This is a genomic window from Sphingomonas floccifaciens, from assembly GCF_042681125.1.
GTDB classification, from domain to species: domain Bacteria; phylum Pseudomonadota; class Alphaproteobacteria; order Sphingomonadales; family Sphingomonadaceae; genus Sphingomonas; species Sphingomonas floccifaciens.
The window spans coordinates 322,933-338,232 of record NZ_JBHUFC010000002.1 but is presented as its reverse complement, the minus strand read 5'-3'; the positions used below and the strand labels follow the sequence as shown (position 1 = coordinate 338,232).

Here is a 15,300-nt window from a genome sequence, read left to right as displayed (position 1 = left end):
CGATGTATTTAGGATACAGTTCCCGGAATTTTAGGTTTGTCGGACACAGCTCGTCCCTGCTAACGCCCGGCTCGTCCCGCCCTTCCCACCCAAGAGGTTCGCATGATTCCCCGCTATTCGCGCCCCGACATGACCGCAATCTGGTCGCCCGAGGCCCGCTTCGCGATCTGGTTCGAGATTGAGGCGCATGCGACTCAGGCGCTGGCCGATCTGGGCACGGTGCCGCAGTCGGCGGCAAAGGCGCTGTGGGACTGGTGGGCGACCAAGCCGCAGATCGACGTCGCCGCGATCGACGCGATCGAGGCGGTGACCAAGCACGATGTCATCGCCTTCCTGACCTGGGTCGCGGAGCAGGTCGGCGACGAAGCGCGCTTCATGCATCAGGGCATGACGTCGTCGGACGTGCTCGACACCTGCCTGGCGGTGCAACTCGCGCGGGCCAGCGACCTGCTGCTGGCCGACATCGACGCACTGCTAGAGGCCATCAAGCGCCGCGCCTATGAGCACAAGCTGACTCCGACGATCGGCCGCAGCCATGGCATCCATGCCGAGCCGGTGACCTTCGGCCTGAAGCTGGCGCAAGCCTATGCCGAGTTCGCGCGCGCCAAGACCCGCCTTCTCGCCGCCCGCGCCGACGTCGCCACCTGCGCGATCTCGGGCGCGGTCGGTACCTTCGCCAACATCGACCCGCGGGTGGAGGCCTATGTCGCCGACAAGCTCGGCCTGACCGTCGAGCCCGTGTCCACCCAGGTCATTCCGCGCGACCGCCACGCGATGTTCTTCGCGACTTTGGGCGTGATCGCCGGCTCGATCGAGCGGCTCGCGACCGAAGTCCGCCATTTGCAGCGCACCGAAGTGCTGGAGGCGGAGGAATATTTCTCGCCGGGTCAAAAGGGCTCGTCGGCGATGCCGCACAAGCGCAACCCGGTGCTGACCGAGAATCTGACCGGTCTCGCCCGCATGGTCCGCGGCTATGTCACGCCCGCGCTCGAAAACGTCGCTCTGTGGCATGAGCGCGACATCAGCCATTCGTCGGTCGAACGCTACATCGGTCCCGATGCGACGATCACGCTCGACTTTGCGCTCGCCCGCCTGACCGGCGTGGTCGACAAGCTGGTCGTCTACCCGAAGCGCATGCAGAAGAACCTCGACCGCATGGGCGGCCTCGTTCACTCGCAACGCGTGTTGCTGGCGCTGACTCAGGCGGGCGTCAGTCGCGAGGACAGCTATCGCCTCGTCCAGCGCAACGCGATGAAGGTTTGGGAATCGGACGGCGAGCTGTCGCTGCTCGAACTGCTCCAGAACGATCCCGAAGTCACCGCCGCCCTGCCGCCTGAGGCGATCGCGGAAAAGTTCGACCTCGATTACCACCTGCGCCACGTCGATACGATTTTCGACCGCGTGTTCGCTTGAAGGAAAGCCACCGGCGGCTGCGCGAGGGCACGCGTGACGAACACGAGCGGCTGGACACCCTGTTCGGCCGCTTCGATCTGACCGATGCCGGTGGCTATGCCGACTTCCTGTCGGCCCATGCCGCAGCCCTGCTGCCGCTGGAGGCGGCGCTGGACGCAGCCGATGCGGCGGCAATCGTCCCGGATTGGAACGACCGCCGCCGCGCAGACCGTATCGTCGATGACTTGCGCCTGCTCGGCCGCGCTCCTCCGCCGCCCGTCCCGGTGCCCGCCCTACCCACCGTCCCCGCCCTCCTCGGCGCGCTCTATGTCGTCGAAGGCTCGCGCCTCGGCGGGCGCATGCTTGCAAGGCAGGTGGCAGATGGTTTGCCCCGCACCTATCTTGCGGCAGATCAAGCATCAGGAAACTGGCCCAAATTGCTGGCGATCATCGATTCCCTGCTCTATGGTCACGACGCATTTACCCAAGCGATCGGGACCGCACGCGCCGTTTTTGCGTCGTTCGAGACCTCCGGGCGGACGTGGGCGCGAGAGTGAGAGAGATTGGCTGAACCGGATTTCGACGTCGACCTGACGAACTGCGACCGTGAGCCGATCCACGAGCTCGGCGGCGTCCAGCCGTTCGGCTTCCTGATCGCGGTCTCACCCGACTGGCTGGTCAATCGGGCATCGGCCAATGTCGTCGACGTCCTCGGCATCGCTGCCGACGACCTGCTGGGCGCACCGCTCGCCGAGTATCTTTCGGCCGAAACCGTCCACGTCCTGCGCAACCGACTGACGATGTTGCGCGGCAGCGACGCGGTCGAACGCATGTTCGGCCTGCCGCTGCGCGACGGCGAGGACGCGCGTTTCGACTTCGCGGTCCATATGGTCGACGGCACGATCGTGATCGAGGGCGAACCGAGCGCGGCGACGCCGACGTCCGACCCGGCCGGGACGATCCGCGCCATGATGGCACGGCTCGACGAGACCGCGGAACTAAGCGCATTCCTTCGCGAGGGCGCGCGACAGGTGCGGGCGATCACCGGTTTCGACCGGGTCATGGTCTATCAGTTCGACACTGACGGATCGGGGATCGTCGTCGCCGAATCCACGCGCTCGGGGATCGGCAGCTTCCTCGACCTACGCTATCCGGCGAGCGATATTCCGGCGCAGGCGCGCAAACTCTATCTGCGCACGCCGTTCCGCATCATCGCCGACGTGACCGCCAGCCCTGCGCCGATCATACCCCAGCGCGACGAAACCGGGGCGCCGCTCGACCTGTCGCTCTCGACACTGCGTGCGGTGTCGCCGATCCATATCGAATATCTCCGCAACATGGGCGTGTCGGCATCGCTGTCGATCTCGATCATCGTCGAGGGGAAATTGTGGGGGCTGTTCGCCTGCCACCATTATTCCGGGGCGCGCACGCCCGATTTCGAGCGGCGGTCGATCGCCGAGCTGTTCGGCGCGATGTTCGCCTTCAAGCTCGAATCGCGCGAACGCAAGGCGCTGGCGGCATATGAGCAATCCGCGCGTGCCACGTCGGATCGGCTGCTGGCGGCCGTCGCGGGCGATGCGTCGCTGCTCGACCGGCCCGAATGGCTGGGCGAGATGCTGAGCCAGACGGTGCCGTGCGACGGCATCGGCATCTGGGTCGACGGGCGTGTCGCCTCGAGCGGGATCACGCCGCCGACGTCTGCCTTTCCGGCGATCGTGCGGCGGCTGAACGGCATGGCGTCGGGCCGCGTCTTCGCGACCGATCATCTGGCCGGCGTGCTACCGTCGGCGGAGGCCTATGCCGCGACCGGATCGGGCGTGCTGGCCATTCCGATATCGCGGTCGCCGCGCGATTATGTGCTGCTGTTCCGGCAGGAGCGCGTGCGCACGGTGACCTGGGGCGGCGATCCGCAGAAGCCGGCGAGCTGGGGCCCGAATGGCGCGCGCCTCAGCCCGCGCAAGAGCTTCGAGGCCTGGACCCAGGAAGTCCGCCACCGCTCCGAGCCCTTCACCGAGGCCGAGGTCCGCGTCGCGGAGATGCTGCGCGCCTCGCTGATCGAGGTCGTGCTGCGCCTGTCCGACGATGCGCAGGAGGAGCGCAAGCGCGCGTCGGAGCGGCAGGAACTGCTGATCGCGGAGCTCAACCACCGCGTCCGCAACATCCTGTCGCTGATCCGCGGGCTGGTGCGCCAGTCGAACCGCGGGACGGGCAGCGTGCAGGACTATGTCCGCATGCTCGAAGGGCGGATCGAGGCGCTGGCACGCGCGCACGACCAGATCACACAGGACAATTGGTCCCCCGCCCCGCTCGGCCGGCTGATCGAGACCGAGGCGTCGGCCTATCTCGGTGGCAAGGCGGGCCGCGTGACGACGGTCGGACCGGCCGTCCTGTTGCGCCCGGCCGCGTTTTCGACCCTGGCGCTGGTCTTCCACGAGTTGATGACCAACTCGGCGAAATATGGCGCGCTGTCGGATAGCGGTGACGTGCGGATCGAGTTGTCGCTCGATGAGGAGAACGACCTGCGCATCCGTTGGCGGGAGATGGGCGGCCCCGCCGTCCAGGCCCCGACCCGCCAGGGTTTCGGCACCACGATCATTCAGCGCTCCATCCCCTATGATCTGCGCGGCAAGGCCGAAGTGCGCTACGCCGTCACCGGGCTGGAGGCGGATTTCTGCGTGCCGGCGCAGCATATCGTCGTCGACGGTGTCGCGCCCGAACCGGTGAGCACGCCGGTGGCGGTCAGCGACGCGGCCAAGGGCAGCAAGCCGGCGCAGCGATCGCTGATCGACGGTACGGTCCTGCTCGTCGAAGACAGCCTGATCATCGCGATGGATGCGGAGGATATCTTGTCGTCGCTGGGCGCATCGCGCGTGGTGACCGCGGCGTCCACGGCAGCCGCCTTCGACGAGATCGTGGAGAACACGCTGACGCTGGCGGTGCTCGACGTCAATCTGGGCAACGAAACCAGCCTGCCGGTCGCCGAGATGCTGAAAAGCCGCGGCATCCCGTTCCTGTTCGCGACCGGTTACGGCGAGCAGCTGCGCTTGCCGCCGGAACTCGAGGGCACGCCGGTGTTGCAGAAGCCCTATACCGCCGCGAATCTCCGGCGGGGGCTGGAGACGCTGCTGGGGTCGGGGCGGAGTTAATTCGAATCGAGGCGGTCGGTACGCGCCGCACATCGTGCGTGCTTCGGCAAAGGCGAGACACGTGCGTACCTCCAATCGGTGCTCCCGCGAAGGCGGGAGCCCAGAGTCACGAGCGCCGCCCCTGTTGTACTGCATGACCCTGGGTTCCCGCCTGCGCGGGAACACTGGTGGGTTTTGGTCCTATGCAGGAAATCTCGCAGAGATCTTCGCGAACGCGGGAGCACACCGCCAAACTAGGCCCCGGAACACCTGGTCAGTTGGCCTAGCCTATCCCAGAGCCGCCTTGATCTTGGCGAAGAAACCCTGGCTCTCGGGGCATTCGTCACCCGTTTCAGTCTCACGGAAGGCTTCCAGCAGTTCGCGCTGGCGGGCGGAGAGGCGGGTCGGGGTTTCGACCTCGATGCGCACGACCAAGTCGCCGCGACCGCGGCCCTGCAACACCGGCATACCGGCCCCGCGCTGGCGGACTTCGCGGCCGGATTGAGTGCCTGCCGCGATGCGGATGGTGTTCGGCTTTCCGTCCGGGCCGGGAATCTCGATCTCACCACCCAGCGCGGCGGTCGTGAAGCTGATCGGTGCACGGGCATAGAGGGTCGTGCCCTCGCGCTCGAACAGCGCATGCTTCCTGACGTGGAGGAAGATGTAGAGGTCGCCCGCCGGTGCGCCGCGCTGGCCGGCCTCGCCTTCGCCGTTCAGGCGGATGCGGGTGCCCTCGTCGACGCCGGCCGGGATATTGACCGCCAGCGTCTTGGTCTTGTCGATACGCCCCTCACCGCGGCAGCGCGTGCACGGGTCTGCGATGATCTGGCCTGCCCCGTTGCAGCCCGGACAGGCGCGTTCGAACACGAACGGTCCCTGCTGCGACCGGACCTTGCCGTGACCGTGGCACACCGTGCAGTCGCGCGTCCCGGTGCCGGGCGCCGCGCCCGATCCGCTGCAGGTTTCGCACGCGCTCGACACGTCGACCGTGATCTCGGTGTCCTTGCCGTGGAACGCCTCTTCCAGCGTGATTTCCAGGTCGTAGCGCAGGTCGGCGCCGCGACGCTGCTGCGGGCGCCCGCCGCCGCGGTTGCCGCCCATGAATTCGCCGAACACGCTTTCGAAGATGTCGGAAAAGCCGCCGAAATCGGCGCCACCGCCGAACGGGTTGCCGCCGTGGCCGCCCCCGCCGTTCTGGAACGCCGCATGGCCGAAGCGATCATAGGCCGCACGCTTCTGCGGGTCCTTCAGGCAGTCATAGGCTTCGCTGATCGCCTTGAACTTCGCCTCGTGATCCTTGCACCCGCCGTTCTTGTCGGGATGGTACTTCATCGCGAGCTTGCGATACGACGACTTGATCGTCGCATCATCGGCGTCGCGGCTGCATTCGAGCAGCTCGTAATAGTCGATTTCGGTACTCATGCCGGGCCCCCGCCCCAATTTACTCGGGCAAACTTATCGATCTTCGCGCGTGTGCACAGAGAAATTCCACCGCCAGCCCGGCTGCCGACCAGTCTGCGACGACGGTCGCGCACGGGTCCATGGCCGAACTGACGGTGAAATATCATAGCCTTACGCCTTCTGGTTGTCGTCCACTTCCGAGAATTCGGCGTCGACGACGTCTTCCTTCGGCGCTTCGGCACCAGCATCGGCCGCAGGCGAGGCGTCTGCCTGCTGCTGCTTTTCGTAGATCGCCTGGCCGAGCTTCATTGCGACCTGAGCCAGCGCTTCGGCCTTGGTCTTCATCGCCTCGGCATCGTTCGACTCGACGGCCGACTTCGCCTCGGCGATCGCGCCCTCGATCTCCGACTTCAGCGACGCGTCGACCTTGTCGCCATGTTCCGCCAACTGGCGTTCCGTGGTGTGGATCAGGCTCTCGGCGTTGTTCTTCGCCTCGGCGCCCTCGCGACGCTTCTTGTCCTCGTCGGCGAACTTCTCGGCATCGCGGACCATCTGGTCGATGTCGGCGTCCGACAGACCGCCCGAGGCCTGGATGCGGATCTGCTGTTCCTTGCCGGTGCCCTTGTCCTTGGCCGACACGTTGACCAGGCCGTTGGCGTCGATGTCGAAGGTGACTTCGATCTGCGGCACGCCGCGCGGTGCGGGCGGGATGCCGACCAGGTCGAACTGGCCGAGCAGCTTGTTGTCCGCCGCCATTTCGCGCTCGCCCTGGAACACGCGGATGGTGACGGCCTGCTGGTTGTCGTCCGCGGTCGAATAGGTCTGCGACTTCTTGGTCGGGATCGTCGTGTTGCGATCGATCATGCGGGTGAACACGCCACCCAGCGTCTCGATGCCCAGCGACAGCGGCGTTACGTCGAGCAGCAGCACGTCCTTGACGTCGCCTTGCAGCACGCCCGCCTGGATGGCGGCGCCGATCGCGACGACCTCGTCCGGGTTCACGCCGACATGCGGTTCCTTGCCGAAGAAGTCCTTCACGACCTGACGGACCTTGGGCATGCGGGTCATGCCGCCGACCATCACGACTTCGTCGATGTTGTCGTTCTTCAGGCCCGCGTCGGCCATCGCCTTCTTGAGCGGCTCCAGCGTGCGCTGGATCAGGTCGTCGACCAAGCGCTCCAGATCGGCGCGGGTGATCGCCTTGACCAGATGCTTCGGACCATTCTGGTCGGCGGTGATGAAGGGCAGATTGACTTCGGTCGACGCTGCCGACGACAGCTCGATCTTCGCCTTCTCCGCCGCTTCCTTCAGACGCTGGAGCGCCAGCTTGTCCTTGGTGAGGTCGATGCCCTCATCCTTCTTGAAGCCGTCGGCCAGATACTGGACCAGCTTCGCGTCGAAGTCCTCGCCGCCCAGGAAGGTGTCGCCGTTGGTCGCCTTCACCTCGAACACGCCGTCGCCGACTTCGAGGATCGAGATGTCGAACGTACCGCCGCCGAGGTCGTAGACCGCGATCGTCTTGTTCTCGTTCTTGTCGAGGCCATAGGCGAGCGCCGCCGCGGTCGGCTCGTTGATGATGCGCAGCACTTCGAGCCCTGCGATCTTGCCGGCGTCCTTGGTCGCCTGGCGCTGGGCGTCGTTGAAGTAGGCGGGAACCGTGATGACCGCCTGGGTCACCGTCTCGCCCAGATAGCTCTCGGCGGTTTCCTTCATCTTCTGGAGCGTGAAGGCGCTGATCTGCGAGGGGCTGTAATCCTCGCCGCCCGCCTTGACCCACGCGTCACCGTTGCCGCCGCGCACGATCGTGTACGGGACCAGCTCGGTGTCCTTCTTGGTGACCGGATCGTCGAAGCGGCGGCCGATCAGGCGCTTCACCGCGAAGATGGTGTTGTCGGGATTGGTCACCGCCTGGCGCTTCGCGGGCTGGCCGATCAGCCGCTCGCCGTCCTTGGCGAAGGCGACGATCGACGGCGTGGTACGCGCGCCTTCCGCATTCTCGATGACCTTCGGCTTGCCGCCTTCCATGACGGCGACGCAGCTGTTGGTCGTGCCCAGATCGATACCGATTACTTTTGCCATAGTCTTCTGCCTGTACCCCCAGGTTTCCAAGTCATTGAAAACATTCCCTCGCCCCGAAATCAGGCGACGTGGGAACCAATCGTTACCGGCGCGATATAGGTGGGGTCGGCCTTGCCGCAAGAGCCGCACGCCGCTTAGGAAAGTCGCCGTATTTCTCGAATTGGGAGTGGGTTGCATGCGGCTACCGATCGTGGCGGCGCTGTGCGTCATGCTGGCGGCATGTCAGCCGACACCGGCGGAGCCGGCGGTGAAATATGCCTGGATCCGCCTGCCCGCCGTGCCGGGGCGGCCGGGGGCAGCCTATTTCACGCTCGCGGCGGGCAGCGGCGCGATCACGCTGGTATCGGTGAAGACCCCGGCGGCGAAGCGGGCCGAACTGCACGAGACCATGGCCGGCGGTCACGGCGCGACGACGATGGCCGCGCTCGACCGGGTCGCGGTGTCGGCCAATGCCGCGGCGACCTTCGCGCCGGGCGGGCGGCACGTGATGCTGTTCGACATGGACCCGGCGCTGAAGTCGGGCGACGAGACGATCGTCACGCTCGGGCTGGCGGACGGACGGACGCTGGAGGCGACGGCGACCGTCCGGGGTGCGGGCGATGCCACGCCGTGACGGCAGGTTTTCGTTAATCAACCTGAATTATGTTCTTCGACTAGGGCTTGGAGGAGCGCGACATGATCGGGGCAATCGGGAACGATCTTGGCGGGATCGGACGGCGCTCGATCGATACCGTGACGACCGGGTCCGACAGCACGGACTTCGGGGCGCTGATCGCAAGCACCGGCACGCCTTCCCCGGCGAAGGCGCCGCCACCAACCGATCGCCGCGCGCTCGACGCCGACACCAAGCTGCGCAACGCACTGGCCGCCTTTCGCAAGGAAGCGTCGATGACCCCGGCCGAACGCGCGCGGCGCGACGTGCTGGAGTCGATGGACCTGACCGAAGAGGCGATCGAGGCGATGACGCCCGAGCAGCGCAAGGCGACCGAGGACAAGATCGCCGCCGAGGTAGCGCGGCGGATGCGGGCGGCGGGGGCCGTGGGCTGGCGGACTGCACCGTAAATTCCCGTTTCCCCGTCGTCATGGGCCGTTTCGGGAAAATGCAATCGGGAACAGGTTTCGGGAAAGTGAGCTAGGGGGCGGCCGTCAGCTTGGTAGGCGCGGTGGGATTCCCGTAATTGGTTCCCAACCGGGAAATGGCCTTTAGTGTTCGTTTCCGGACGCACGAACGTCGCGGGTCGCCGTAAGCGTCTTAAAGGTCAGTGATTTTGATGCTTCAGCCGATCATGACATACTTCACCCCAGAATCTCACGCATTGGGGGCATAATGCGACTACACATTTCCTACTTTATCGGCATGGCACTGATAGCGGAGGCAACCTGTAGCGCAGCACACGGCAATCAAGCAAAAGATTGGGCGGCGGTTCTTCGGAACGACGCACAGGCGTTCCACGACCTGGTGCAGGAAAATCATCCCGGCCCAGCCAACACGCTCGACCCTGGTTTCAGTGCTCGGAATGATCGGGGACTGGCGCGAGCACGTAACCGAGCCAGCAAGGTTCATGATTACGCAGGCTACTATTGGGCGATGCGTGAATATGCCGCATCCTTCGATGACGGCCATGTGGCCTATGTTCCGGCGCAATCCGCACCTGCTATTCCTTCCCGGTGGGCAGGCATCATGACCGGGTACGATGGACGCGGCCGGCAAGTTATTCGAGTCAGCGCAGATGCCGCCAGAGTTCCGTTGGGTGCCGAGCTGATTTCATGCGATGGTATCACGGCAGAGAAGCTCGCACTGCGAAACCTGGCGCCATTCCGGGGTCGCTGGTTCCTAGCTGCTGATCGACTGTCTGCGGCCCCGATGCTTTTGGTAGATTCGGGTAATCCCTTTATTTCCCAGCCTTCCCGCTGCCGCTTTTCAATGAACGGCCGGCCGATAGACACCTCGCTCGAATGGCGTGCGATATCGAGCAAGGAGCTTGCGGATTATCGCAAAACAGCGGCAGCGTCGTCGACCGATCAGGAAATTGGCGTTCGAGAGTTAACTGACGGTACGCAGTGGTACGCGTTTCCAACCTTCTACGGTGATGCGAACAAGGCAACCGAAGCGGCACTCTCGTCTCTGATATCAGACATGAATCGCGATCGGGCTGCCTTGGCGGCTGCCCCCCGGATCGTATTCGACCTGCGAGGCAACGGAGGCGGCTCTGGGATCTGGGCGCAGCGTATAGCCGCGGCAATATGGGGACAGGACGTGGTGGACGCACTGCCACCAGAAAGTGTTGGCGTCGACTGGCGGGTGTCACCGGCAAACATTGCTATTCTTGAGGGCGACCTCGGTCGAATACCGACCAGCGCCGATACACTGGATCGCCGGGGGCGACTTGAACAACGAATTGCTAGTATGAAGAAGGCCCTAGCGTCAGGGCAAAAGCTTTTGCGTGAGGCGAATGATCGTCAGCCGATCAAGGCTGTTGCACCGCCTCGGCGATCGAAGCCCGTCTATGTTCTGACCGACGCAGCCTGCGCCTCAGCTTGCCTCGATGCGGTCGATCTTTGGAAGCGGCTCGGTGCCGTCCAAGTCGGGCAAGAAACCAACGCCGATACCCTATACATGGAATTGAGGGACGATGCCCTGCCCAGTGGGCTTGCGACAGTCTACATGCCAATGAAGGTTTGGCGCGGCCGCCCGCGAGGATCAAATGTCCCAGCGATCCCGAAGTATCGGTTCAAGGGGGACATGAGGGACACTGCCGCTTTGCAGGCTTGGACAGCTACACTTCCTTCAAAGTAGCGTTTGAGGCACCAAAGCGAATTCCCGCGACCGAACCTGTTCTCGCCTAAGCTAGTTTTGAGAGCGGCGATCTCTCCCAAAACGCGATCGATCCCGAGAACGGCCGTGCCGTCTCGATGGCCGTTCGTTTTCGGGAAGAAGGTCTGCTTCCAAAGTCGGCCGTAGGATTGACCGTATGGCAGGTGCAGCATAGCATCTGATGAATTGGGGTAGGAAAACTATGCGCTTCGTTTTGTTGATGTTTTCTATGTCTGCCCTCGTACCTGCGGTCGCTTCTGCACAAAGCGGCAATAATATTGATATTTCGCTGGGAAAGCAGATCGTTATTTACACGCCGACAAAGCGTGATGGGGTAACGGATGCGAAGTTTAAAGCGGCGACGGCTATCCTAGCTGAAACGCGGGCAGCCACCGAGGGCGATGCGAGCCGCTTAAATGCTGCAGATTACTGGAATGTGGCTTCCGCCTTTGTGATGCTTAACGAGTCCGATGATATGATCGGACGTGTTTTGACAGCAGGAATCCAATCCGATCCTAGAGCAATCTGCGAGTATCTTGGAGCGATGGGGCCGGGAGCGTTCGAAAGAATCGTACCGGCAATAGTGTTGCCGTTTCAAGCTGGCTGCGAGTCGACAACTAGCGCGCGCGCAGCTTTTGATCCTGCTGCTTACGCTACAAAAAATCGCGTTAGCAAAGAACTTGTCATCAAGATTATGGAAATCGGCGATCGAGATCAAAAATACCGAGCGCAACCACCGGTCGATTGGAGCAAGCAGGCACCATTGGATCATGAGAACCAACTAGCGATTCAGGCGATTTTTCGTCAACATGGTCGCTATGTAGGCCGAGATCTGGTTGGAAAAAGGCTCGAAACCGTGATGTGGTCTGTTGTTCAGCACTCCGATATTGCGATGATGCGGGAGTATCTGCCTGTCATTCGCCAGGCAGTGACGGCGGGACAGCTTGAGCTGACTCCATTCAAGATGCTGATTGATCGCGTGCAGACGATCGATACAGGCGTTCAAATTTTTGGCAGTCAGGTCGGCGTACCTCTGGCAGACGATGCTACACGCGCTGCGATCAAGGCTCGATACGGCGTCAAATAAAGCTTGTCGCAGCGCGAACGTGAATCGACGAGCTGATATGCTTTTTCACCCCGAAACATTCCCAAAACACCATCCCAATGGGAATGCCCTGGCCGTCTCGCGGGCCGCTCGTTTTCGGGAAAAGTCGCCCGAGTTTCAGCTGACCGTACTGCCCTTGTCCAACTTCTGCTTGTGCCTGCGGGGTGGCTTCAAACCTGCGGCGCGGTAGTCCTCATCCGTCGTGCCAAGGACCAAGCGGCTATCCGCTCGGAAGGTCGACTTCCGCTCGCTGACCGATGGCTTCGACACCGCGACACCGTCCGGGCGACTTCTGTTTCACATCCTGGCGTCGGTCGCGGAAATGGAACGCGAGTTGATCAAGGAGCGGACGATCGCCGGCTTGGCCGCAGTTCGGGCAAAAGGCGGTAGCGGAGGGGGACGGAAGGTCGCGATGACGCCGGACAAAATCGACACCGCCCACAACTACTCGCGGCCGGCGACAAGCCGGCGAAGATCGCAAAGATTCTGCAAGTCGGTTTGTCGACGTTTTACCGGCATTGTCCTGGCGGCCACCGACCATTCGAACTGACCAAGCCTGCGGCCATTCTCACGTTCCCTACCACCACGGGAAACGAGAACGCTTCGGCCGTCTCGCTGGCCCTTCTAGGAAGATCAGACCAGCTATGGTTTGCGGGAGGGGTGTCGCTCCGCGTCGAGGGCAGCGCTGTCCGCCGTCAGGGCCGCGACCGCTGCCGCATGAAGGCGGTCCAGCGGGGTCGCGTGAAGCTCCACGACCGACGTAACGCCAAGCCGATCTTCGAGCGCCTTCAGCATCCGCTTGTTGGCGTAGCTGTGCGGATCGGCGGGATCATCGCCCTGATTGCTGGCGAAATTGTCCAACACCTTGCCGATCGTCGTTTCCGCATAGGCGACCTCGACCAGCTTGGCCCGGTATTCGAGCCGCCACGAGGGGATGTCGCCGAAACGCTTCTTGTCGGCATAATGCTGGCTCTCATGGGCGAGGAAGTTGACCCGAAAGTTCTCGTCCGTCAGGCTATCGTAGCTCGGCACGATGACGAACAGGCCGGCGCCAGTGGTCCAGCCTCCGGTGCCAGTGCGGTTACAGCTGAGGTAACTGCTCCATCCCCGGCTGATAAAGCCGTCGAGATAATTGACCTGCGTCGCGTTGCCGCCTTCCGGCAATGCGACTGTCTCGATCTGTTGCGTCTCGCGGCTCCAGATCATCAGATCATGGAAGACGCCGGTCCGCCCTTCTTGCGAAAAGAGGCCGGCGGCCTTCAATCTGGCCGCGATCAGCGGTTCCGCAGCCGGGACGTCGGCGACGGGGCGACCGAGCAGCTTTCCCAGCCCGGCGACCAGCCTCTTCTCCGCTGCGGGCCGGCTCGTTCCATCAAGGGCGCTAGCGCGCCAATAGGTCCGGTAGAGGGTCAGGAGATCGCGCACGAAGCTGTTGACCGCCGGCACTTCGGACAAAGGGGGTAGCGGTGCAGTGACGTCCAAGCGCGAGAGTGCACAGTCGCGGAATGTCCGGTCCTTGGCGTCAAGGGCCGCCGGGTCGATCGATTGCAGCGTTGATCGCGCGGCGCCTCCCTGTCCGCGCAAGATCGCCCCTACCGCCGTCCTTAGCTCCCGCTTGGCGGAAGGCGTGGTGGCGGAGGCCGGTGCGGCGTGGGGAACAGCCTGGGCGGCGAACAGAAGGACTGGCAGGAACACGGGCACCTATCGATCTCGTTGTAACCGGGCAGCCTCGTAACGGCCTTCCACCGCGCGATCTTGAATGGATTTGATCCGCCAGCTTCGCGGCGTGTGGCTGGATATCGATCGAACGGCCCGGTTGAGATGCGCCTGATCGGCAAAACCGCAGGTGGCAGCGATTGCTGCCAGCGGCTCTGCCGTCGAAGCGATCAGCCGCATGGCGCGCAACGTCTGGTTCTCTAGCCGATATCGGGCAGGCGTGACACCGAACGCGGCGTGGAATCCGCGGCTGACCTTTGCCCGATCGAACCCAGCCTTACGCGCCCATTCGGTGATTGAGATCGGCTCGCGCCGTAGGTCGGCGGCAAGCACGTCGGCCCAATCGTCCTCGTCTGGCGGCACCACGGCCACCGGCCGGAGAAGGGATGCGACGGGTAGACCGGAATGCGCCGCCGCGATGATCGCATCGGGATCGTCTACGGTGAAGACCGGGGGTAGGATCGCGTAAGGCGGCACAGCTATGTTGAGCACCCATGCGCCCGACTCCGCGACCAGATTGTCATGGGCTTCGAAGCTGGCGTGCGCAACCAGCTGACCGGGTTCGATCGACCAGCGGCCCATCGATCCCCGCTCGCGATAGCCCCCGTCCATGACCAGCGAGACATAGGCGCAGCTGTGACGATGACGGGGGAAGCCACCCCCATCCAGCTTCTGCTCCCGTTGCGGACACCCCAACAAACTGCCGATTCCGATGCTGCGAACTCGATATGATGATACCTGCGCGGACCTTAACGCCCAGTGATATGGTTCTCACGACATCGGCGTCGGTAAGTTGTGAGAAGCGATCTTTTTTCCCCTTTCACCATCGTTTTCGGGAAAGCAAAGGCATCGGACAACCGCCCGCCGCTCATCGCCAACCCATTTGCAGCCGGCGCGGCCCTGCCTATAGCTGACATCAAGGGAGGGCCGAATGGCGCAGACGATCGATATCTTCCGCTCGTCGACGAGCGGGTGGCTGCGGGGCACGCTGGCGGGCTGGGGAACGATATTGCTCCTGGTGGCCGGACCGATCGGCGCGGTCATCGCCAGTGGGACGACGGAAACCGTCAACCCTGCGCTGCCGCTGATCCTTACCGCGATCGCACTCGTCATCATCGGCTTGCGCTGGATCGAGGACCGATCGACTAAATATGAGCTGACCGCCGACCGGCTGATCCTGCACCGCGGCCTGATCAACAAGTCGATCGACGAGGTCGAACTGTACCGGGTCAAGGACGTGCGGATCGACTTCAGCCTGATCAACCAGATGGCGGACATCGGCACGGTGACGCTGACGACATCCGACGAGACGACGCGAGCGCAGCCGCTGGTGATGCGCGATGTCCACCGCGCCCGCGCGCGCCGCGAGGAACTGCGCACCCGTGTCGAGGCGGCACGGCGGCGGCGCGGCGTGCGCGAATTCGACATGGTGGACGACGCGAGCTTCTAGAGCGGGTTGTGATCATACGGAGGTATCGTGACGGAGCCGATTTTGGTTCAGGGCAAGAAGCGAGGAGCGGAGCGATGCTATTGCATCGTGACCGACGAGCGACGCCGCCCTGGGCGAAAATCGGCCCGCCGCTCTGCGGTTGCCCTCTCGCGCCCGCCGGCGGCGTCGCGAGCCTTGCAGGTAGCGCCGCTACCTGCTGCACCTCGCTCCTTGCCGG

The 15,300-nt window shown here is 63.8% G+C and carries 13 protein-coding genes; 9 read left to right on the top strand and 4 right to left on the bottom strand.

Going from position 1 to position 15,300, the window contains the following annotated elements; translation table 11 throughout:
• Positions 1–102 precede the first annotated feature (102 nt).
• The 3 genes from purB to ACFSC3_RS04440 are packed head-to-tail and all read left to right on the top strand — an operon-like array spanning position 103 to position 4,538.
• Positions 103–1,413 (top strand): adenylosuccinate lyase, encoded by a 1,311-nt coding sequence (gene purB / locus ACFSC3_RS04450; protein WP_380939146.1) that lies wholly within the window; start codon positions 103–105, stop codon positions 1,411–1,413.
• Positions 1,410–1,949, top strand: coding sequence for a biliverdin-producing heme oxygenase (locus ACFSC3_RS04445; RefSeq protein ID WP_380939144.1), 540 nt, complete (start codon positions 1,410–1,412; stop codon positions 1,947–1,949). The genes purB and ACFSC3_RS04445 overlap by 4 nt, the downstream gene beginning before the upstream one ends.
• A gap of 6 nt (positions 1,950–1,955) precedes the next feature.
• Positions 1,956–4,538 carry an HWE histidine kinase domain-containing protein gene (locus ACFSC3_RS04440; protein WP_380939142.1) on the top strand — a complete coding sequence of 861 codons (2,583 nt, stop codon included), beginning with the start codon at positions 1,956–1,958 and terminating at the stop codon, positions 4,536–4,538.
• A gap of 267 nt (positions 4,539–4,805) precedes the next feature.
• On the opposite strand, the gene dnaJ is transcribed toward ACFSC3_RS04440, so the two are convergent.
• Positions 4,806–5,939, bottom strand: coding sequence for a molecular chaperone DnaJ (gene dnaJ, locus ACFSC3_RS04435; protein WP_380939140.1), 1,134 nt, complete (start codon positions 5,937–5,939; stop codon positions 4,806–4,808).
• A 150-nt stretch (positions 5,940–6,089) separates the two neighbouring features.
• Positions 6,090–7,997, bottom strand: coding sequence for a molecular chaperone DnaK (gene dnaK, locus ACFSC3_RS04430; protein ID WP_380939138.1), 1,908 nt, complete (start codon positions 7,995–7,997; stop codon positions 6,090–6,092).
• A 175-nt stretch (positions 7,998–8,172) separates the two neighbouring features.
• Between dnaK and ACFSC3_RS04425 the strand changes: the two genes are divergently transcribed.
• From ACFSC3_RS04425 to ACFSC3_RS04405, 5 genes are all read left to right on the top strand, one after another.
• Positions 8,173–8,610 carry a copper chaperone PCu(A)C gene (locus ACFSC3_RS04425; RefSeq protein WP_380939136.1) on the top strand — a complete coding sequence of 146 codons (438 nt, stop codon included), beginning with the start codon at positions 8,173–8,175 and terminating at the stop codon, positions 8,608–8,610.
• A 62-nt stretch (positions 8,611–8,672) separates the two neighbouring features.
• Positions 8,673–9,059: a hypothetical protein gene (locus ACFSC3_RS04420; RefSeq protein ID WP_380939134.1), complete on the top strand. Its 387-nt coding sequence runs from the start codon at positions 8,673–8,675 to the stop codon at positions 9,057–9,059.
• A gap of 295 nt (positions 9,060–9,354) precedes the next feature.
• Positions 9,355–10,794, top strand: a complete 1,440-nt coding sequence (locus ACFSC3_RS04415; RefSeq protein ID WP_380939132.1) for a S41 family peptidase — start codon at positions 9,355–9,357, stop codon at positions 10,792–10,794.
• Between the two features lie 220 nt (positions 10,795–11,014).
• Positions 11,015–11,899: a DUF6624 domain-containing protein gene (locus tag ACFSC3_RS04410; protein ID WP_380939130.1), complete on the top strand. Its 885-nt coding sequence runs from the start codon at positions 11,015–11,017 to the stop codon at positions 11,897–11,899.
• Positions 11,900–12,119: 220 nt separating this feature from the next.
• Positions 12,120–12,467 carry a recombinase family protein gene (locus ACFSC3_RS04405; protein ID WP_380939128.1) on the top strand — a complete coding sequence of 116 codons (348 nt, stop codon included), beginning with the start codon at positions 12,120–12,122 and terminating at the stop codon, positions 12,465–12,467.
• A gap of 92 nt (positions 12,468–12,559) precedes the next feature.
• Here ACFSC3_RS04405 and ACFSC3_RS04400 read toward each other — a convergent pair whose 3' ends face one another.
• On the bottom strand, positions 12,560–13,399 hold the full coding sequence (locus ACFSC3_RS04400) for a hypothetical protein (RefSeq protein ID WP_380939126.1): 840 nt from the start codon (positions 13,397–13,399) through the stop codon (positions 12,560–12,562).
• 219 nt (positions 13,400–13,618) lie between these two features.
• A complete protein-coding gene (locus ACFSC3_RS04395) occupies positions 13,619–14,245 on the bottom strand; it encodes a helix-turn-helix domain-containing protein (RefSeq protein ID WP_380939124.1) in 627 nt (208 codons plus the stop codon).
• 319 nt (positions 14,246–14,564) lie between these two features.
• Here ACFSC3_RS04395 and ACFSC3_RS04390 point away from each other — a divergent pair, with 319 nt between their 5' ends.
• On the top strand, positions 14,565–15,083 hold the full coding sequence (locus ACFSC3_RS04390) for a PH domain-containing protein (RefSeq protein WP_380939122.1): 519 nt from the start codon (positions 14,565–14,567) through the stop codon (positions 15,081–15,083).
• The last annotated feature ends 217 nt before the right edge of the window (positions 15,084–15,300 follow it).